The organism is Williamsia sp. MIQD14, assembly GCF_051025635.1.
GTDB lineage: Bacteria > Actinomycetota > Actinomycetes > Mycobacteriales > Mycobacteriaceae > Williamsia_A.
This window is the reverse complement of sequence record NZ_JBPFDG010000001.1, coordinates 184,350-202,080: the sequence shown is the minus strand read 5'-3', so window position 1 is coordinate 202,080 and position 17,731 is coordinate 184,350. Positions and strand designations below refer to the sequence as shown.

The 17,731-nt window shown below is 68.4% G+C and carries 21 protein-coding genes and 1 pseudogene; 12 read left to right on the top strand and 10 right to left on the bottom strand.

All coding sequences use genetic code 11. The features are described 5' to 3' along the window. Positions 1–46: 46 nt before the first annotated feature. The 9 genes from ACQ7HM_RS00790 to ACQ7HM_RS00750 all read right to left on the bottom strand — a co-directional run bounded on the left by ACQ7HM_RS00790 (position 47) and on the right by ACQ7HM_RS00750 (position 9,251). The gene (locus ACQ7HM_RS00790) at positions 47–991 is read right to left on the bottom strand and encodes an esterase/lipase family protein (RefSeq protein ID WP_434214348.1); all 945 of its coding nucleotides are present in this window, start codon (positions 989–991) and stop codon (positions 47–49) included. 171 nt (positions 992–1,162) lie between these two features. After that, on the bottom strand, positions 1,163–1,960 hold the full coding sequence (locus ACQ7HM_RS00785; protein ID WP_434214347.1) for a glycosyltransferase family 2 protein: 798 nt from the start codon (positions 1,958–1,960) through the stop codon (positions 1,163–1,165). A 101-nt stretch (positions 1,961–2,061) separates the two neighbouring features. Continuing rightward, positions 2,062–2,802: an aspartate/glutamate racemase family protein gene (locus ACQ7HM_RS00780; protein WP_434214346.1), complete on the bottom strand. Its 741-nt coding sequence runs from the start codon at positions 2,800–2,802 to the stop codon at positions 2,062–2,064. A 17-nt stretch (positions 2,803–2,819) separates the two neighbouring features. Beyond that, positions 2,820–4,385, bottom strand: a complete 1,566-nt coding sequence (locus tag ACQ7HM_RS00775) for an NCS1 family nucleobase:cation symporter-1 (protein WP_434214345.1) — start codon at positions 4,383–4,385, stop codon at positions 2,820–2,822. A 98-nt stretch (positions 4,386–4,483) separates the two neighbouring features. Continuing rightward, the gene (locus tag ACQ7HM_RS00770) at positions 4,484–5,194 is read right to left on the bottom strand and encodes a GntR family transcriptional regulator (RefSeq protein WP_434215589.1); all 711 of its coding nucleotides are present in this window, start codon (positions 5,192–5,194) and stop codon (positions 4,484–4,486) included. A gap of 161 nt (positions 5,195–5,355) precedes the next feature. Further along, positions 5,356–5,862, bottom strand: coding sequence for a hotdog fold domain-containing protein (locus ACQ7HM_RS00765; RefSeq protein WP_434214344.1), 507 nt, complete (start codon positions 5,860–5,862; stop codon positions 5,356–5,358). 17 nt (positions 5,863–5,879) lie between these two features. Then, complete coding sequence (locus ACQ7HM_RS00760) at positions 5,880–7,379, bottom strand: DUF4153 domain-containing protein (RefSeq protein WP_434214343.1); 1,500 nt, start codon at positions 7,377–7,379, stop codon at positions 5,880–5,882. Between the two features lie 121 nt (positions 7,380–7,500). Next, positions 7,501–8,478, bottom strand: a complete 978-nt coding sequence (locus tag ACQ7HM_RS00755; protein WP_434215588.1) for a HAMP domain-containing sensor histidine kinase — start codon at positions 8,476–8,478, stop codon at positions 7,501–7,503. A 29-nt stretch (positions 8,479–8,507) separates the two neighbouring features. Continuing rightward, positions 8,508–9,251 carry a response regulator transcription factor gene (locus ACQ7HM_RS00750; protein WP_434214342.1) on the bottom strand — a complete coding sequence of 248 codons (744 nt, stop codon included), beginning with the start codon at positions 9,249–9,251 and terminating at the stop codon, positions 8,508–8,510. 590 nt (positions 9,252–9,841) lie between these two features. Here ACQ7HM_RS00750 and rpsJ point away from each other — a divergent pair. The 11 genes and pseudogenes from rpsJ to rpsQ form a co-directional block, all read left to right on the top strand. Next, complete coding sequence (gene rpsJ, locus ACQ7HM_RS00745) at positions 9,842–10,147, top strand: 30S ribosomal protein S10 (protein ID WP_003938093.1); 306 nt, start codon at positions 9,842–9,844, stop codon at positions 10,145–10,147. Positions 10,148–10,182: 35 nt separating this feature from the next. Continuing rightward, positions 10,183–10,839, top strand: coding sequence for a 50S ribosomal protein L3 (gene rplC, locus ACQ7HM_RS00740; RefSeq protein ID WP_434214341.1), 657 nt, complete (start codon positions 10,183–10,185; stop codon positions 10,837–10,839). Continuing rightward, positions 10,836–11,525 (top strand): 50S ribosomal protein L4, encoded by a 690-nt coding sequence (gene rplD, locus ACQ7HM_RS00735; protein WP_434214340.1) that lies wholly within the window; start codon positions 10,836–10,838, stop codon positions 11,523–11,525. The genes rplC and rplD overlap by 4 nt, the downstream gene beginning before the upstream one ends. Before the next feature lies 1 nt (position 11,526). After that, a complete protein-coding gene (gene rplW / locus ACQ7HM_RS00730; RefSeq protein WP_045823703.1) occupies positions 11,527–11,832 on the top strand; it encodes a 50S ribosomal protein L23 in 306 nt (101 codons plus the stop codon). A gap of 43 nt (positions 11,833–11,875) precedes the next feature. Beyond that, complete coding sequence (gene rplB / locus ACQ7HM_RS00725; protein ID WP_045823702.1) at positions 11,876–12,712, top strand: 50S ribosomal protein L2; 837 nt, start codon at positions 11,876–11,878, stop codon at positions 12,710–12,712. A gap of 17 nt (positions 12,713–12,729) precedes the next feature. After that, positions 12,730–13,011: a 30S ribosomal protein S19 gene (rpsS, locus tag ACQ7HM_RS00720; RefSeq protein WP_045823701.1), complete on the top strand. Its 282-nt coding sequence runs from the start codon at positions 12,730–12,732 to the stop codon at positions 13,009–13,011. Continuing rightward, positions 13,008–13,451 carry a 50S ribosomal protein L22 gene (gene rplV / locus ACQ7HM_RS00715; RefSeq protein ID WP_055792565.1) on the top strand — a complete coding sequence of 148 codons (444 nt, stop codon included), beginning with the start codon at positions 13,008–13,010 and terminating at the stop codon, positions 13,449–13,451. Before rpsS ends, rplV begins: the two co-directional genes overlap by 4 nt. Beyond that, positions 13,451–14,305 (top strand): 30S ribosomal protein S3, encoded by an 855-nt coding sequence (gene rpsC / locus ACQ7HM_RS00710; protein ID WP_434214339.1) that lies wholly within the window; start codon positions 13,451–13,453, stop codon positions 14,303–14,305. The genes rplV and rpsC overlap by 1 nt, the downstream gene beginning before the upstream one ends. 3 nt (positions 14,306–14,308) lie before the next feature. Then, positions 14,309–14,725, top strand: a complete 417-nt coding sequence (gene rplP, locus ACQ7HM_RS00705) for a 50S ribosomal protein L16 (protein WP_045823698.1) — start codon at positions 14,309–14,311, stop codon at positions 14,723–14,725. After that, complete coding sequence (gene rpmC / locus ACQ7HM_RS00700) at positions 14,725–14,973, top strand: 50S ribosomal protein L29 (protein ID WP_045823697.1); 249 nt, start codon at positions 14,725–14,727, stop codon at positions 14,971–14,973. Before rplP ends, rpmC begins: the two co-directional genes overlap by 1 nt. Positions 14,974–14,996: 23 nt before the next feature. Next, positions 14,997–15,263: pseudogene (rpsQ, locus tag ACQ7HM_RS00695) on the top strand (30S ribosomal protein S17); the annotation flags it as partial. An 85-nt stretch (positions 15,264–15,348) separates the two neighbouring features. Here rpsQ and ACQ7HM_RS00690 read toward each other — a convergent pair. Next, entirely contained in the window at positions 15,349–15,927 is a 579-nt protein-coding gene (locus tag ACQ7HM_RS00690; protein WP_434214338.1) for a DUF4190 domain-containing protein, read from the bottom strand. Positions 15,928–16,029: 102 nt separating this feature from the next. Here ACQ7HM_RS00690 and ACQ7HM_RS00685 point away from each other — a divergent pair, with 102 nt between their 5' ends. Further along, entirely contained in the window at positions 16,030–17,421 is a 1,392-nt protein-coding gene (locus ACQ7HM_RS00685) for a condensation domain-containing protein (RefSeq protein WP_434214337.1), read from the top strand. The last annotated feature ends 310 nt before the right edge of the window (positions 17,422–17,731 follow it).

Here is a 17,731-nt window from a genome sequence, read left to right as displayed (position 1 = left end):
CCTGACCGGCGGGCGACCGGCCCACCGAGTGACCGGCCGGGAGGGCTCAGCGGCAGGGTGCGGGGTGTGTCGCCCGATAGGTCGGGTCGAGGGCGTCGAGCACGATCCACACCGCACGGGCGTCGCTCGTCATCTGCATGTGGTCGACCTGCCGCGTCCCGCAACCGTCCTGCACCCAGGTGTTGCGGACCGTGGCGCCGGGACCGGCGCGCAGGAAGGTGCGTTCGGGCGGGGTGACGATGGTGTCGTCGCGGGTCCCGACGACCACGTAGCGGATGCCGGGTCGGGTGTCGCCGCCGGCGTTGAGCCGATCGAGGAACGGGGAGCCCACCATCTGTTCGACGTACGACGGGCCGACGGTGGTGGCGGCCAGGCGCACCACCGGGATGCCGAGCATCTCGCCGAGGGCGCCGATGGTCTGGTTCAGGTCGAAGGTGGTGCCGTGGTTGGTCCCCGCCAACGTGACCACGGTGTTCACGGTGTTGCGAGCGGGGTCGCCGGGCGCACCGCCGTCGAACTTCAGGTACTGCCGGATGACGAGGGCGCCCTGCGAGTGGCCGACCATGTCGACCCGCGCGCTGCCGGTCTCGCGGCGCACGCGGTCGACGAACCGCGCCAACGTCACGGCCGACCTGGTGATGGTGTCGCCACCCACCAGATCCATGAGGTTCTCGGTGCTGCCCGCCGCGCGGCGACCGTAGTCGACCGCGAACACGCAGTAGCCCTGTCCGACGAGCGCCGGGGCGAGGGTCTGCCAGGTCTGCGCCGAATCGGTCCAGGTCCCGTGGACCAGGATCACCGGGCGCGGATGCGCGGGAGCGGGTCGACACGAGGGGGAGTTGTACCCACCGACCGCGGGCGTCGACGGTGACGGACCCGGGGCCGCCCCGGCCGGAGCGATCGCGCCGAGCGGTCCGGCGATCGACACCAGGGCGATCAGGACGAGTCGGGCGAGGAATCCACGGTCAAACCCGAGGCTCACACGCCTCATCAGTACCTCCAGCAACATCAGCCCCAACCGCTCTCGAGGCTACCGGCGCGCGAGAGGGCTGCCCACCGCGGTCAGGGTGATGCACCGATTCGCGATCAGATGGTTGCGGAGACGTGATGTGGCGCTGAGGTGACGAGGCAGCGCACGGCGTTGTCGGGAGCGGCGGTCGGGTCAGTGGGCGCCGGCGGGAACCGGGTCGGCCTTGAACACCATGCGCGGCGTCTCGGTGCGCAGCACCGAGTCGTCGGCGAGACTGCGGACCTCGAAACGCTGTGTGACGACGTCGTTTCGCCACTTGTTGCCGTAGAGCTTCTTGAGCCCACGGGCCATGTCCTTACCGCCGAAGAACTTGTAGCGGCGTCGGCCGGCGACGGCGTCGGCGGTCTTGCGTCCGAAGTGGTTGAGGAAGCTGCGCTCGGTCGCGCAGATGCCGAAGCCCGCCGCGCGCAGGCGCATGCACAGGTCGAGATCCGCGCCCCATCCGAAGCGTCCGAAGCTGCGCTCGTCGAGACCGCCGGTCGCCACGAACGCGTCGCGGGTGAGCATGAGCGCGGTGCCGTCGACGGCCGGCAGTCGGCGGTAGGCGTCGCGCGGGGTGTAGTCGGCGGCCGGTCCCTCGTAGTCGGCGAGCAGGGCCGGGTGGGCACCGGCGTCGTCGTAGAGGCCGACGACTGCGCCCGCGTCGGACGGGAGTCGGTCATCGAGCAGGCCGGCGAAGTAGCCGTGGGACAGTCGGACGTCGTTGTTGAGCGTCATCGCGGCGTCGTACCCCTCGACGAATGCCGTGCGCAGCCCCAGATTGGAACCGCCCGCCCAGCCGGTGTTGGTACCGGGGGTGACCACCCGTTCGTCGCCGATCGGCTGATAGTCGCCCTTGTTGTCGACGATGAGGTAATCGGCCTTCTCACGCTCGAGGTCCTCCACCAGAGCGTGGGTGTACTCGATCTGGCCGTACACGGGAACGGTCACAAGGAGGGACTTCGACATATTGCACATTGTTTCGTACATGCGCACCGTAAGTCTTGCGAATTAGCAAGGTTCATCTGAACGGGCGAAGAAACCTTGACGTCTCACAGTCGCTGGAAGCCCGACAGCACCCCGGTGTACTGCTTCGCGGGGGGCCGCGAGTACTCACCACTGGCCGGTCCCGGGAACCCGGCGACCGGGACGAGCGCCTCGGACAGGCGGACGGCGGCCGCCACGCCGTCGATGACCGGCGCCCCGATCTTCGCCGAGATGCGTGCGGCCAGGTCGGCCATGCCGCCGCACCCGAGCACGATCGACTCCGAACCGTCGTCGGCGAGGGCGCGGGCGCAGGCGTCGGTCAGGACGACCTCGGTGTCGGGGTCGGTCTCGAGTTCGAGCACCGGGATGTCGCAGGCGTGCAGGCCGCGGCACAGTCCCGCGACCCCGTAGCGGTGGGTCAGTTCGTCGGCGCGACCGACGGTCCGCGACAGCGTGGTCACCACCGAGAAACCGCCGCCGACGAGGGCGGCCAGTGACATGGCGGCCTGCGCGATCCCCAGCACCGGCGCGCCGGCGATCTCGCGGGCCGCGTCGAGGCCGGGGTCACCGAAACACGCCAGAACATAGGCGTCGCACGGGGTCTCGCCGTCGCGGTCGGCGGCGATGGCCGCGAGCACGCCCGGTACGGCCAGAGCCTCGTCGTAGTGGCTCTCGATCGACGCCGGGCCCATCGAGGAGGTGACCCCGACGATCTCGGTACCCGGTCCCGCGGCCGCCCGCGCCGCCCGGACCATGAGATCGGTCATCGACGTGGTGGTGTTCGGGTTGATCAGGCAGATCCGCATGACCCCAGTCTGGCCTCTCAGGCGGACACGTCGGCGGCGGGTGCGGTTGTCGCGACCGGCGCGGGCGGGTTGTCGTGGATGAAGGTCGCGGGCAGGTACCGCATGCCCAGCCAGTAGATCGCGAATCCGAGTCCGGCACCGACGAACCAGGTGTAACTGGCCATGTAGGTGGTGCCCTCGACGACGATCGCGATACCCGCGGCCGCGGCCACGACGGTGGCGATGACGGCAACCGGGTTCACGCCGCCGCGGAACCAGTACCGGCCGGTCGGCGACATGCTGAACAGGTCGTCGACGACGATCTGCTTCTTCTTCACGAGGTAGAAGTCGGCGATCAGCACGCCGAACAACGGTCCGATGACCGCGCCGAGGGTGTCGAGTGTGTAGTGGATCGCCGAGGGGTTGTTGAACAAATTCCACGGGGTGATGAGCACCGAACCGATCGCGGCGATCATGCCGCCCATGCGCCAGCTGATCTTGGTCGGCGCCACGTTGGAGAAGTCGAAGGCGGGGGAGACGAAGTTCGCGACGATGTTGATGCCGATGGTCGCGATGGCGAAGGTGAGCACACCGAGGACCGCGGCGGTGGTGTTGTCGATGCGATCGACGATGTGCACCGGGTCGGTGATGATGTTGCCGTCGGCGTCGCGGCCGATGACGGTGGCGCCGGCGGAGACGGTGCAGACCACGAGGATCGAGAAGAACAGGAAGTTCACCGGCAGGCCGAGGAAATTGCCCTTCTTGACGTCGCCGAACGTGCGGCCGTAGCGGGAGAAGTCGCCGAAGTTCAGCATCGGCCCCGAGAAGTACGACACCACCAGGGCGATCGCGCTGATCAGTGCGGTGATCGACGCCCAGCCGCTCTTGTTCGGCCCCGACGAGAGGTCGAAGTGCACGTTGCTCCACCCGGCCTTGTAGATCAGGTAACCCGCGAGGATCACCATCACGACGTAGACCGCGGGACCGCAGAAGTCGATGAACTTACGGATGGTCTCCATGCCGTTCCAGAACACGATGGCCTGCAGGACCCACATCAGGACGAACCCGGCCCATCCCAGCAGCGACAGGCCGAGGAAGCCGTAGTCGTCGACGGAGTCGAACCTCGCCAACGACGGCCAGAACTTCAGGGCGAGCAGACCGAACGCGACCGAGGCGAGGTAGGTCTGTATGCCGTACCAGGCGACGGCGATGAGGCCGCGCAGGATGGCGGGGAGGTTCGCGCCCCGGACACCGAACGCGATGCGGGTCGTCACCGGATAGGGGACACCCGCCTGCTGGGACGGTCGGGCCACCAGGTTGCACAGGAAATAGACCATGAAGATGCCGACGAGCAGTGCGATGAGCACCTGCCACGCCGAGATGCCCAGCGCGAACAGGCTTCCCGCGAACACGTACCCGCCGACGCTGTGCACGTCCGACATCCAGAACGCGAAGATGTTGTAGGAGGTCCAGCTCTGCTTCTTCAGCGGGGCGAGGTCCTCGTTGGTGAGGTTCTGGTGGTAACCGACCTTGATGACGCTCTCACCCGCCGCGCTGACACGTGTCGGTTCGACGACGGCGTCCGGTGTCCTGATGTCGGTCATGGCATCTCCTGGAATCGATGAATTCCACTGAGATTAGGACCGAAGGATTTCTGATGCGTTACTTCGAGAGTATATTTTCGTCCGCCTCGACGGTGGCGTCAGCGCTGGTCGGCGATGTCCGATCCTGCTGCGGTGCCGACGATCATCGTCTCGAGCCGGGCGTGGTGCTCGCCGGCGGTCGTGATCAGCGACGCGGTGTCGCGCTCCGCCATCGCGGTCATCATCGCCTCGTGATCGGCGTGGAGTCGGGTCTGCATCTGCGGGGTCGCGGTACGCATCAGTTGGAACGGTTCGGTGATGTTCCAGGTCGACTCGAACATGTTGATCAGTCGGTGCATCCCGCACGGCGCGATCAGCGCCTGATGAAACCTACGCGAATTGATCTGGTAGGCACGCAGATCCGCTGCCGCCGTCGCCTCGAGGAGTGCGTCGTTGGCCGCGCGGGCCGCAAGGAGGTCGTCGGCGGTCACCTTCTCGATCGCGCGGCCCAGCGCCGCCCGCTCGAGAACGCCTCGTACGTAGTAGATCTCACGTAGTTCGTCGCCGGTCAGTTGCGCGACGAAGTAGCCGCCGTTCGTCTCGTGCCCCACGAGGCCCTCGCCGACGAGTGTCTTGAGCGCCTCACGCACCGGGATGGGACTGACGCCGAACACCCCGGCGACCTCGCCCACCGGGATCGGTGATCCGGGCACGGCGACACCGTCGAGGATCACCCTGCGCAGCCCGTCGAGGACGCTCGCCTGGGACGGGCCCGTCGGGATGGCCGACAGGGCGTCGAGCAACACGATGTGGCGGCCTCGTCCCGGCATCATCTGCGCTCCTCATCCGGTGCGACGACCGGCCGTCGCACACTCGACGATTGTCGCAACTCGCGCGGCCGGATGCCGGACGAAACAGAGCTACTTGGGCGTCACCCGGCAGGTGATGTCCGCTGGGGATGCCGTCGGAGGCCGGGGTGATCGGGCGAACGCTACTTCGGCGTCACCCAGCAGGTGATGTCACAGTGGACGACCTCGAGGCCGGCCTTGTCGGTGATGGCGATGGCCACCACGACGTCGGCTCCGGTGCCGATGGTGGCAGGGTCGATCGGCTCGTCGAGGGTGGCCACGGCGCGCAGTCCGGTGGTCGCCTTCGCGAGGTACTGCGACTGCATGCCCTTGGGCAGCCAGCGCAGGCCGTCGGGCACGGTGGCCTCCATCAGCATGCCCATCGCGCATTCGGCGATGTTGCAGGCGGCGATGGCGTGGAAGGTCCCGATGTGGTTGTGCACGCCGAACCACTTGGGTGCGGTGACGACGCACCGACCGGGCTCGAGTTCCTTCACCGACGGCACGATGGTGCCGAAGTAGGGGACGCGGGCGACCATGCCGAGCGAGAACACGGCGGCGCCGATCGCGTTCTGCGGCAGCCGACGCCACAGCGCGTAGGTCGAGTTGGTCGTCGCGGGGCGGACGGGGGTGGTGGAGGCCTCGGTCATGGCCGACACCGTACCGCTCACCGCGGCGCGCACGTCGTCTTCGGTGTGACGCCGGCTGCCCTCAGGGCGGTGCGGGCGTGCGCCCGGCCGAGGTCGAGGTCGGTCCACCGTCGGTTGTCGTGTACGTCGGCGGTGATGGCGGCGAGCGCGCAGTCGCGGATCGGCGCGGGGAGGTCCAGCAGTTCCTCGGTCGCGTCGGGTGACAGTCCGGTGAGGTAGTCGATGTCGATGCGGCCGGTGTCGGACCAGCGGTCGACGTTGGTCGCGGCGATGCGCGCGTCGGGGTTCGAGACGGCGAAGGCCAGTGCGGCGCCGATGGTCACCGCGGCGACGACCCGGGGCACGTGTCGGGTCCCGAGCCCGGCGCCGGCGGCCATGAGCACGAGCACGACGGCGGCGAACCACCACTCGACGGCGCTTGCGCCGATCCGTAGCCGGGTCGCGCCGAACGCCTCGGTGTAGAGGTCCATGCGGTGCAGGGCCGAGGCGACGACCGCCAGCGTCGCGAGACAGAGCCCGCCGAGGATGCCCCGGGCGAGGACCCGTTCGGCGCGGGTGTCGCGGGCGCTGCGGCGCCACGCGATCGAGACCACGACGATGGTGAGACCGGTGACGACGAACAACTGCCAGAAGCCCGACCGCGCGTAGTCGGCGTAGGTGAGGCCTGCGGTGGTCTGGACGTAGTCGTCGCCCCCGAACAGCGCCGGGGCCTGGGTGAGGAGGAAGGCGACGCAGATCGCCAGGACGGTGCCTGCGGGAACGGCCCACATCCAGGTGTCGCCCAGCGGTCGGGGTGCCGCCGGGCCGTGCACCGATCGCGGCCGCACCCAGCGCAGGTGGGCGCCGACGGCGACGATCAGTGCCGCCGCGAGTCCCACCACGATCTGCGGGCCGACATCCACCGGGCCGAGGTCGGGGGTGATGTCGTCGAGGAGGTCGGCGAATCGGGTGTCGGCGGTGGCGAACAGGGCTCCGAAGACCACCGCGAGCAGGGCCGTCACCGCGGTGACCGCGGCGACGCCCCGGACGTTCTCGACGCGTCGGCCCGCCCCGGCGTGGGCGACGGTCCGCGAGATCCACCGCAGGGCAAGCGGTACGAACACGATCGACGTGACGGCGCCGAACGCCGTCTCCCGCAGCGATCGGGCATCGACCACCATCGCGAGCGAAGTGACGACCGCGAGTGCGAGGCACACCGCACCGACCCACCCGGCGCTGCGCCACGCGGTGACCGACAGCAGGGCGAGCACCGCGACCACGGCGAGGACCCCGGCCACCGAGGGGCGGCGCGGCGATCCCACCAGCACCGCGGAGATCACGGCGAGGCCGATGAGCGGCACCCCGATCCCCGCGGCCTGCGACGGCATCGTCACCGCCGCCGCGATCGCGGCGATCATCACCACGACGCCGACGCGTGTCGGGGCCCGCGACGGGACACCGGGAGCGGTCTCGACGGCCCACCACCGCGTGTCGGCGGCGTACGGGTCGTCACCCCACGGGAGGCCCGGTGGTGGCATCGGTGCGTTGGTCCGGGGTGTGTCGATCGGGCCTGTTTCGGGCATGGGGGTATCGCCTCTCATCGAACGGGTGTGGTGGGTGCCGTCCGGAACGGGACGGCGAACGTCGGGGCGGAACGCCTCAGCGGGCGGCGGGGAGCCGTACCCGGATGCGGCAGCCGTCGGGATCGTCGACGACCTCGATCTCGCCGTCGTGGAGGGCGATCGCCCAGCGTGCGATCGCCAGTCCCAATCCGGTCTGACCGTCGCGCGACCCGCCGCGGGTGAACCGCTCGAAGATGCGGGTCCGCTCGGCCGGTGCGACGCCTGAGCCCTGATCGGCCACCTCGATGACCGTCGCCGCGGGTTCGGACCGCGCGGCGATCTCGACGGTGCCGCCCGGTGGGGAGTGGCGGGTGGCGTTGTCGAGGAGGTTGGCGAACACCTGGTGCAGCCGCGCCTCGTCGGCCTCGACGGTGAGGTCGGCGGGGACGGCGTTGCAGAACACGACGTCGGTGCGGGATCCGCCGCTGCTCAGGTTGCGGAGGCGACACTCTGCGACGGCGTCGGAGGCGAAGCGGTGCAGCGTGACAGGACCCCGGTGCAGGGCGACGGCGCCGCCCTCGATCCGCGACAGGTCGAGGAGGTCGGTGATGAGCCGGCCGAGCCGTTCGGTCTGGTTCAGTGCCAGTTCGAGGGTGTCGCGATCGGGGGTGCGGACGCCGTCGACGAGGTTCTCCAGCACGGCGTGCAGCGCCGCGACCGGCGTACGCAGCTCGTGGGCGACGTTGCCGACGATCTCGCGACGGTAGGTGTCGGTCTCGGCGAGGTCGGCGGCCATCTGGTTGAACGCGGTCGCGAGGGTGCCGATCTCGTCGCGGGAGGTGGCCCGCACACGTCCGGAGTAGTCGCCCTGCGACATCCGCCGCACCGCGCCGGTCATCTCCCGCAGCGGTGAGGTCATGCCGTGGGCCAGCACCCAGGTCACCACGAACGCGACCGCCAGGGCCATCAGCAGCGCGTACCGGAACTGCCACTGCGCGGTCACCCAGAACGACACGCTCGAGGTGAACAGCGCGGTACCGACCACCACGGAGGTCTTGAACTTGAACGACCGCATCGCGTCGAGCGGTCGCGGCAGCCCCGGCGTCACGTCCGGGCGGTCGCGTCGGGGCGGGCGTCGAGCGCGTAGCCGACCCCGTGCACGGTCCGGATGCGGTGCGCACCCACCTTCTGTCGCAGCGACCGGATGTGGGAGTCGACGGTGCGGGTCTCGCCGGCGTCGGCCCATCCCCACACCGTCTCGAGGAGCTGTCCGCGGCTCAGCACGGCGCCGGGATGGCGTGCGAGGGTGGCCAGCAGGTCGAACTCGGTGCGCGTGAGGTGCACGGCCGCGTCGGCGACGGCGACCTGTCGGGCGCTGTGGTCGATGCGCAGGTCCCCGAACGCCGCCACGTCCGCCCCGGCCGGGGTGACGTCGGGGGAGGGGTAGCGCTCGGCGCGGCGCAGCAGCGCGCGGGTGCGGGCGACGAGCTCGCGCATCGAGAACGGCTTGGCCAGATAATCGTCGGCACCCACCCCCAGACCGATGACGAGGTCGGTCTCCTCCGACCGCGCGGTCAGCATCAACACCGGTGTCGGGGTGTGGGCCTGCATCTGCCGGCACACCTCCAGGCCATCGATCCCGGGAAGCATGAGGTCGAGGATGACCACGTCGGGCACCGACTCGCGGTGTCGGTCGAGGGCGTCGGGGCCGGTGTCGGCGGTACGGACGTCGAATCCCTCCGCACGCATCCGCTCGGCGATGGACGTACGGATCACCGGTTCGTCGTCGACCACCAGCACCGACGGCCCCGCCGCGATCTCGCCTGCCGCGATCTCCTCTGGCTTCATGGCTGAGACGGTAGTGACCGGTTGTCGATGTGCCGCGCAGATCATGTGCAGACACTGTGAAGACCCGCTCGAGCGTGGGTCGCACGCCCGGTCGTCGGCCCCGTCGGAGCAATTTGGCCTCGACCGGCATCTGTTGCATACTGTTCGGGTTGCCCTGATCGGGTTCGCGTCTTCGTGCGGCCTCGATCAGGTTCGAGTGTGGCTGACGGAGCAAGCGGAGACGAACTGCTTCGGGCATCGGACCGCACTCGTTCGACAAGCACGGATTTCCGGTCTCGGCGCCATCATGTGGCCGGATCGGTGAGGTTCACGGCAGATGACGCAATCGCCCGAGCACGTCGCCACAGATGTGTTCGAGCGAACGACACGCCCGACCTCGGGTGTCGGAGAGATCCGCACCCGGCCAGCTCGACCAGGCCCGCATCGACGCATGTCATGGCGGGTCGAACGCACAACGACAGATGAACAGTGTCGATCACCACCGGCGAGGGTTCGCCGGCAGCGCGCAGGACGACTGCGCGCGGTGGTCATCTGTGGCCGCGCTCGCGCGGCGATCTGCCGACTAGACACCAGACGGAAGAGGACACAGCGTGGCGGGACAAAAGATCCGCATCAGGCTCAAGGCCTATGACCATGAGGCGATCGACGCTTCGGCGCGCAAGATCGTGGAGACCGTGACCCGTACCGGGGCTCGCGTGGTCGGCCCGGTGCCGTTGCCCACCGAGAAGAACGTGTACTGCGTGATTCGTTCGCCGCACAAGTACAAGGACTCTCGCGAGCATTTCGAGATGCGGACGCACAAGCGTCTGATCGACATCCTCGACCCCACGCCCAAGACCGTTGACGCCCTGATGCGCATCGATCTGCCGGCCAGCGTCGACGTCAACATCCAGTAGACGAGCCAGAGCGCCGAAGAGGGACTGACACAGATATGACACAGAAGAACGGAAAGGGAATCCTGGGCACCAAGCTCGGGATGACCCAAGTCTTCGACGAGAACAACCGGGTTGTCCCGGTGACCGTCGTCAAGGCCGGACCGAACGTGATCACGCAGATCCGCACGCAGGAGACCGACGGCTACGTGGCCGTCCAGCTCGCCTTCGGTGCGATCGATCCGCGCAAGGTGACCAAGCCGGTCGCAGGGCAGTTCGCCAAGGCCGGCGTCACGCCGCGCCGCCACCTGGCCGAGCTCCGCGTCGACGACGCGTCCTCCTTCACCGTGGGCCAGGAGCTCACCGCCGAGATCTTCGCCGACGGCGCCGTCGTCGACGTGACCGGCACCTCGAAGGGCAAGGGTTTCGCGGGCGTCATGAAGCGTCACGGCTTCAAGGGCCTGGGCGCGAGCCACGGTGCCCACCGCGTCCACCGCGCACCCGGCTCGATCGGTGGCTGCGCCACCCCGGGTCGCGTGTTCAAGGGCATGCGGATGGCCGGACGTATGGGCAACGAGCGCGTCACCACCCAGAACCTGACCGTGCACAAGGTCGATGCCGAGGCCGGCCTCCTGCTGATCAAGGGAGCGATCCCGGGTCGCAAGGGCGGCGTCGTGATCGTCCGCGACGCAGTGAAAGGCGGTGTGACCGTATGAGCGTCAACACCACGAAGTCGACGGGTGACGCAGCCACCAAGCTGACCCTCGACGTCAAGACGGCCGACGGCAAGACCGACGGCACCGTCGACCTGCCCGCCGAGATCTTCGACGCACCGGCGAACATCGCGCTGATGCACCAGGTGGTCATCGCGCAGCAGGCCGCCGCACGGCAGGGCACGCACTCGGCCAAGACCCGCGCAGAGGTCTCCGGCGGTGGCGCGAAGCCGTACCGCCAGAAGGGAACCGGCCGCGCCCGTCAGGGCTCGACCCGCGCACCGCAGTTCACCGGTGGTGGCGTCGTGCACGGCCCGAAGCCGCGTGACTACAGCCAGCGCACCCCCAAGAAGATGAAGGCCGCCGCCCTGCGCGGAGCCCTCTCCGACCGGGCGCGCAACGAGCGCATCCACGTGATCACCGAACTCGTCGCCGGGCAGGACCCGTCGACGAAGGCCGCGCGGACGTTCCTCGAGGCGCTGTCGGATCGCCGCAAGTTCCTGGTCGTCATCGGCCGCGAGGACACCGCGGCGTGGAAGTCGGTCGCGAACCTGCAGTACGTGCTGCCGATCACGCCCGATCAGCTCAACACCTACGACGTGCTCGATTCCGACGAGGTCGTGTTCAGCGTCGAGGCGCTCAACGCGTTCGTCTCGCGCGCGGTGAAGACAGACGAGAAGGAGGCCTGAGATGACTGTTGAGGCAGATCCGCGCGACATCATCCTCGCGCCGGTGATCTCGGAGAAGTCCTACGGACTGATCGAGGACAACGTGTACACGTTCATCGTGCACCCGGAGTCCAACAAGACCCAGATCAAGATCGCCATCGAGAAGATCTTCGATGTCTCGGTCGTGAGCGTGAACACCGCCAACCGTCAGGGCAAGCGCAAGCGCACCCGGTCGGGCTACGGCAAGCGCAAGGACACCAAGCGCGCCATCGTCACGCTGACCGCAGACAGCAAGCCCATCGAGATCTTCGGAGGACCGGTCGGCTGACGCCGCCGGTACCCCTGGGAAGAAGTAGAGGACAAGAAGACTCATGGCCATTCGTAAGTACAAGCCGACGACACCGGGCCGCCGCGGCGCCAGTGGCGCCGACTTCGCCGAGGTCACCCGTGACCACCCGGAGAAGTCGCTCGTCCGCCCGCTGCACGGTCGCGGCGGTCGTAACGCGCACGGACGCATCACCACCCGGCACAAGGGTGGCGGGCACAAGCGCGCCTACCGACTGATCGACTTCCGTCGCAACGACAAGGACGGCGTCAACGCCAAGGTCGCTCACATCGAGTACGACCCCAACCGCACCGCGCGCATCGCGCTCCTGCACTACCTCGACGGCGAGAAGCGGTACATCATCGCGCCGAAGGGGCTCAACCAGGGCGACGTCGTGGAGTCGGGGGCAACCGCCGACATCAAGCCCGGCAACAACCTGCCGCTGCGCAACATCCCGACCGGTACCCAGATCCACGCCGTGGAGCTGCGTCCCGGTGGTGGCGCGAAGATGGCCCGCAGTGCCGGCGCCTCGATCCAGCTGCTGGGCAAGGAGGGTGCACACGCCACCCTGCGTATGCCCTCCGGTGAGATCCGCCGCGTCGACGTGCGCTGCCGCGCCACCGTCGGCGAGGTCGGCAACGCCGAGCAGAGCAACATCAACTGGGGCAAGGCCGGCCGTATGCGCTGGAAGGGCAAGCGCCCCACCGTCCGTGGTGTCGTCATGAACCCGGTCGACCACCCGCACGGTGGTGGTGAGGGCAAGACCTCCGGTGGTCGCCACCCGGTCAGCCCGTGGGGACAGCCGGAAGGCCGTACCCGCCGCAACAAGCCCAGTGATCAGTTGATCGTCCGCCGCCGCCGTACCGGCAAGAACAAGCGATAAGCAGGAGGGAGTAGCAGATGCCACGCAGTCTGAAGAAAGGCCCGTTCGTCGACGACCACCTCCTGAAGAAGGTGGACGTCCAGAACGAGAAGGGCACCAAGCAGGTCATCAAGACCTGGTCGCGCCGCTCGACGATCATCCCCGACTTCATCGGTCACACCTTCGCCGTCCACGACGGTCGCAAGCACGTGCCGGTGTTCGTCTCGGATTCGATGGTCGGACACAAGCTCGGTGAGTTCGCACCGACGCGCACGTTCAAGGGACACATCAAGGACGACCGGAAGGCGAAGAGGCGATGAGTGCAGCCAAGAGCCCGGAGACTCTGAACCCGACGGCCAAGGCCACCGCGAAGTTCGTTCGCGTCACGCCGATGAAGGCTCGCCGCGTCATCGATCTCGTTCGCGGTAAGAACGTCGACGAGGCGCTCGACATCCTGCTGTTCGCGCCGCAGGCCGCGAGCGAGCCCGTCGCCAAGGTCGTCGCGAGTGCCGCGGCCAACGCGGAGAACAACCTGGGACTCGACCGGCGGACGCTGGTCGTCTCGCAGGCGTTCGCCGACGAGGGCCCCACGATGAAGCGTTTCCGTCCGCGTGCCCAGGGGCGTGCGTTCCGGATCCGCAAGCGCACCAGCCACATCACCGTGGTTGTCGAGAGTGTCACCGCCTCGGCCCCGTCGGGTCGCAGCCGGTCGAAGACACCCAAAAAGGCCGCCGCGAAGACAAGCAAGGGAGCTCAGTAGTGGGCCAGAAGATCAACCCGCACGGCTTCCGTCTGGGTATCACCACCGACTGGAAGTCGCGGTGGTACGCCGACAAGCAGTACGCGGACTACGTGAAAGAGGATGTCGCCATCCGCAAGCTCCTGGCCACCGGCCTCGAGCGCGCCGGCATCGCCAAGGTGGAGATCGAGCGCACGCGTGACCGCGTCCGCGTCGACATCCACACCGCCCGTCCGGGCATCGTCATCGGTCGCCGTGGCGCCGAGGCCGACCGGATCCGTGGCGACCTGGAGAAGCTGACCGGCAAGCAGGTGCAGCTCAACATCCTCGAGGTCAAGAACGCCGAGTCCGAGGCGCAGCTGGTGGCACAGGGTGTCGCCGAGCAGCTCTCGAACCGTGTCGCGTTCCGTCGCGCCATGCGCAAGGCGATCCAGTCGGCCATGCGTCAGCCCAACGTCAAGGGGATCCGGGTGCAGTGCTCGGGTCGTCTGGGCGGCGCCGAGATGAGCCGCAGCGAGTTCTACCGCGAGGGCCGCGTGCCCCTGCACACGCTGCGTGCCGACATCGACTACGGGTTGTACGAGGCCAAGACCACCTTCGGCCGCATCGGCGTGAAGGTCTGGATCTACAAGGGCGACATCGTCGGCGGCAAGCGCGAGCTCACCGCCGCGTCGGCCCCGGCCGGCGACCGCCCCCGCCGTGAGCGTCCGGCCCGTCCGCGCCGCAGTGGTGCCTCGGGCACCACCGCGACCAGCACCGAGGCCGGCCGCGCAGCAGCCGACACCGCGTCGGTCGCACCGGTCACCGAGGCCCCGGTCTCCGTGCCCGCGGGCGCCGATGTCCCGGCGACCCCGACAGAGAACCAGGAGGGCTGACCCATGCTGATCCCACGCCGGGTCAAGCACCGCAAGCAGCACCACCCCAGCCTCAAGGGGCAGGCCAAGGGCGGCACCAAGGTGACGTTCGGTGACTACGGCATCCAGGCACTGGAGAGCGCGTACATCACCAACCGCCAGATCGAGTCCGCGCGTATCGCGATCAACCGGCACATCAAGCGTGGCGGCAAGGTGTGGATCAACATCTTCCCCGACCGCCCGCTGACCAAGAAGCCCGCCGAGACCCGCATGGGTTCCGGTAAGGGTTCGCCCGAGTGGTGGGTCGCGCCGGTCAAGCCCGGTCGCGTGCTGTTCGAGATGAGCTACCCCGATGAGCACACCGCTCGCGAGGCCCTGCGCCGCGCGCAGCACAAGCTGCCCATCAAGACCCGCATCGTGACACGAGAGGAGTCGTTCTGATGGCACTCGGTATCGCTGCCGCCGAGCTCCGCGAGCTCGGTGACACAGAACTCCTCGAGCGTCTCCGCGAGTCGAAGGAGGAGCTGTTCAACCTGCGCTTCCAGATGGCGACCGGACAGCTCGACAACAACCGCCGTCTGCGGCTGGTCCGTCGCGAGATCGCACGCGTCTACACCGTGATGCGTGAGCGCGAGCTCGGACTCGCCGGCGGCCCCGACTCCGACGCGACGGTCGGTGACGACGCATGAGCGAGAAGGACACCACTGTGAGCACTCCCGAAACGAAGCCGCGCGCACAGCGCAAGGTGCGCGTCGGTTATGTCGTGAGCGACAAGATGCAGAAGACGATCGTGGTCGAGCTCGAGGACCGCGTGAAGCATCCCCTCTACGGCAAGATCATCCGCACCACCTCGAAGGTGAAGGCCCATGACGAGCAGGAGATCGCCGGCATCGGCGACCGCGTGCGCCTCATGGAGACCCGCCCGCTGAGCGCCACCAAGCGCTGGCGCCTCGTCGAGGTCCTCGAGAAGGCCAAGTAGGCCCTCTCGCATCACGACCCACGTAGAGCGGAACGACCCGCCACCGGATCGGCGGTGGCGGGTCGTTCTGTCTCTGCCGCAATTCTCAGAAATCGGTCGGTGAGCTCAGTCCGACCGCGACGATGAGCACGATCAGCAGCACCAGCAACACGAGGCTGATCGCCCCGCAGATGATCCCGGCCGTCGCCTGACCGGTCCCGCGGAAGCGGGCGGGCTCGCGGGTGATCTGGCCCCGCGCGAGGAAGCCGGTGATCAGTGCCGCGATCGCCAACGGCACCCCGAGGTAGCAGAGCAGCAGTGCCGGGATCGACAGGATGCCGGTGACCAGCGAGACCACGCCGAGCGTGTTGTTCTCCTGCGCACCGAAAGCGGGCACCCCGAATCCGGGCGCCCCGAACTGTGCCTGACCGAACTGCGGTTGGCCATACGGCGGCTGCTGTCCGTACTGGGGCTGGCCATACGGCGGCTGCTGTCCGTACTGGGGCTGCCCGTAGGGCGGCTGCTGTCCGTATTGGGGTTGCTCGTACTGGGGTTGTCCGTACGGGGACTGGCCGGGCGGAGGCGGATACACCGGTTCCGAGGCGCCGGGATACGGCGGGGGAGTCGATTTCCGGAGGTCGGGCTTCTCGTCGTCGTTCGACCAGGGGTCGTTCGGTGTGCTCATCGGAGCGTTGTATCACAGGACGATTGACCGACACCGGATTCGCGCGGGCGGCGTCGGTTACCATCGTTCGTCGTATCGGCGGGGGAGCCGATCGGGGAGGGGATGGCCGTGACCGAGGCCGTGGGAACACCGGAGGAGCCCGTCCTGTTCGGGCCCGACACCTTCGGATTGACGGCCGCCCAGGAGGAGATGTGGGCTGCCGAGCAGTTGCAGGACGACTACTCGGTGACCGTCGCGCACTATCTCGACATCGTCGACGACGAGGGCGATGGGGGACACCGCTTCGATCCGGAGGTGTTCCGCCGCGGCGTCATCGAGGGCGCACGGCTGCTGGAGACGGCGTACTCCCGCTTCGTCCTCGTCGACGGCCTACCGCGACAGCTCGTCGATCCGGACGTCCCGTTCGACGTCGCCACGGTGGACCTGCGCTCGGAGCCCGATCCCCTGGCCGCCGCGCAGGAGTGGATGCGCGCCGACCACACCGCACCGATGGACCTGACCGCCGATCCGATGGCGGTGTCGGCCTTCATCCGTGTCGCCGACAACCGCACCTTCTGGTACCTGCGCGGTCACCACATCGCCTTCGACGGGTTCGCGGCACTCACCTGCCTGCACGAGGGCGTCGACCGCTACAACGCGGCGATGTCGGGCCGGGAGTACGAGGTCGCGCCGCGGGCGACGCTGGCCGAGGTGACCGCCGACGACGAGCGCTATCGGTCGGGCTCCCGACGCGAGGCCGACGGCGTGTACTGGGCCGAGCGTGTCGCCGATCTGCCGGCTCCGGTGTCGTTGGCACGCGAGCACTCCGGTCGTCTGCACCCCGATCACGCGATCGCCGGCCGCGAGTTGTCGGCCGACACCCGCGCCGCGCTCGACGCGCGGGCCGAGCAGTTCGGCGGGTCCGCCGCGGCGCTGCTCGCGTCGGCCTTCGGCGCGTACCTCGCCGTGGTGACCGGCCGCGACGACATCGTCCTCACCCTGCCCATCACCGGGCGGGTGACGGCAAAGATCAAGCGCGCGGGCGGCATGGTCGCGAACATGCTGCCGGTCCGCGTCGACGACGTCGCACGCCACACGCCCGAGACGTTGGTCGCTGCCGTCGGTGCCGAACTGACCGGATGCCTGCGCCACCAGCGGTACCGGTTCGCCGACATCGCCCGGATCGCCGATATCGACGAGCGCCGCGTCACCTTCGGGCCCATCGTGAACCTCGTCTTCTTCGACAAGCCGCTGGACCTGCACGGTGCTCGGGTGAGCTACCACATCGTGTCCTCGGGGATCCTCGAAGACCTCCGTGTCAACCTCTATCAGGCCGGCGCGGGCCTGCCCATCCGCGTCGATCTGCACGGCAACTCGACCATGTACTCCCAGGCCGAGATCGCCGCCCACCTCGACGGTTTCCTGGACTTCCTCGACGAATTCCTCGCCCGGCCCGGTGACCCGATCGCGGCCATGGGCGTGGCGGCGAGGCGTGACGGCCTGACGGTCCGCTGAGAGTCACCTGTCAATCCCGGTGGCCCGGATTGCCGGACAACACCCATCTGCACAGATCGAACGTTCGGTGCCCATGAGGGTGATGAGGCATGTGATGCGCATGTGGCGCAATATGATTCGCCGCGCAAACGGCTGGGGACTCATGACACCATCGATGGCCTGTACCGGTACTGCGAACGAGTGAACTTTGGACAACTGCACAGTCGCGCTCGGTATGCTGACCGAGCCGGAGAGCGCAGGCGGGGGCATGCGTAGAGAAATCGACCCGAGCAATCGGTTACGTAGGTCCCGACAGAAACGATGAACAAAC

Excerpts from the sequence above, each read along its gene's own strand:
- rplD (WP_434214340.1), top strand. The coding sequence starts at position 10,836 with ATGAGCGTCAACACCACGAAGTCGACGGGTGACGCAGCCACCAAGCTG.
- ACQ7HM_RS00770 (WP_434215589.1), bottom strand. The coding sequence starts at position 5,194 with ATGCCGGGACGAGGCCGCCACATCGTGTTGCTCGACGCCCTGTCGGCC.
- rplP (WP_045823698.1), top strand. The coding sequence starts at position 14,309 with ATGCTGATCCCACGCCGGGTCAAGCACCGCAAGCAGCACCACCCCAGC.
- ACQ7HM_RS00765 (WP_434214344.1), bottom strand. The coding sequence starts at position 5,862 with ATGACCGAGGCCTCCACCACCCCCGTCCGCCCCGCGACGACCAACTCG.
- rplC (WP_434214341.1), top strand. The coding sequence starts at position 10,183 with ATGACACAGAAGAACGGAAAGGGAATCCTGGGCACCAAGCTCGGGATG.
- ACQ7HM_RS00750 (WP_434214342.1), bottom strand. The coding sequence starts at position 9,251 with ATGAAGCCAGAGGAGATCGCGGCAGGCGAGATCGCGGCGGGGCCGTCG.
- rpmC (WP_045823697.1), top strand. The coding sequence starts at position 14,725 with ATGGCACTCGGTATCGCTGCCGCCGAGCTCCGCGAGCTCGGTGACACA.
- rplB (WP_045823702.1), top strand. The coding sequence starts at position 11,876 with ATGGCCATTCGTAAGTACAAGCCGACGACACCGGGCCGCCGCGGCGCC.
- ACQ7HM_RS00775 (WP_434214345.1), bottom strand. The coding sequence starts at position 4,385 with ATGACCGACATCAGGACACCGGACGCCGTCGTCGAACCGACACGTGTC.
- ACQ7HM_RS00760 (WP_434214343.1), bottom strand. The coding sequence starts at position 7,379 with ATGCCACCACCGGGCCTCCCGTGGGGTGACGACCCGTACGCCGCCGAC.
- rpsS (WP_045823701.1), top strand. The coding sequence starts at position 12,730 with ATGCCACGCAGTCTGAAGAAAGGCCCGTTCGTCGACGACCACCTCCTG.
- ACQ7HM_RS00780 (WP_434214346.1), bottom strand. The coding sequence starts at position 2,802 with ATGCGGATCTGCCTGATCAACCCGAACACCACCACGTCGATGACCGAT.
- rplW (WP_045823703.1), top strand. The coding sequence starts at position 11,527 with ATGACTGTTGAGGCAGATCCGCGCGACATCATCCTCGCGCCGGTGATC.
- ACQ7HM_RS00755 (WP_434215588.1), bottom strand. The coding sequence starts at position 8,478 with ATGCGGTCGTTCAAGTTCAAGACCTCCGTGGTGGTCGGTACCGCGCTG.
- ACQ7HM_RS00690 (WP_434214338.1), bottom strand. The coding sequence starts at position 15,927 with ATGAGCACACCGAACGACCCCTGGTCGAACGACGACGAGAAGCCCGAC.
- rplV (WP_055792565.1), top strand. The coding sequence starts at position 13,008 with ATGAGTGCAGCCAAGAGCCCGGAGACTCTGAACCCGACGGCCAAGGCC.
- ACQ7HM_RS00685 (WP_434214337.1), top strand. The coding sequence starts at position 16,030 with ATGGCCGTGACCGAGGCCGTGGGAACACCGGAGGAGCCCGTCCTGTTC.
- ACQ7HM_RS00790 (WP_434214348.1), bottom strand. The coding sequence starts at position 991 with ATGAGGCGTGTGAGCCTCGGGTTTGACCGTGGATTCCTCGCCCGACTC.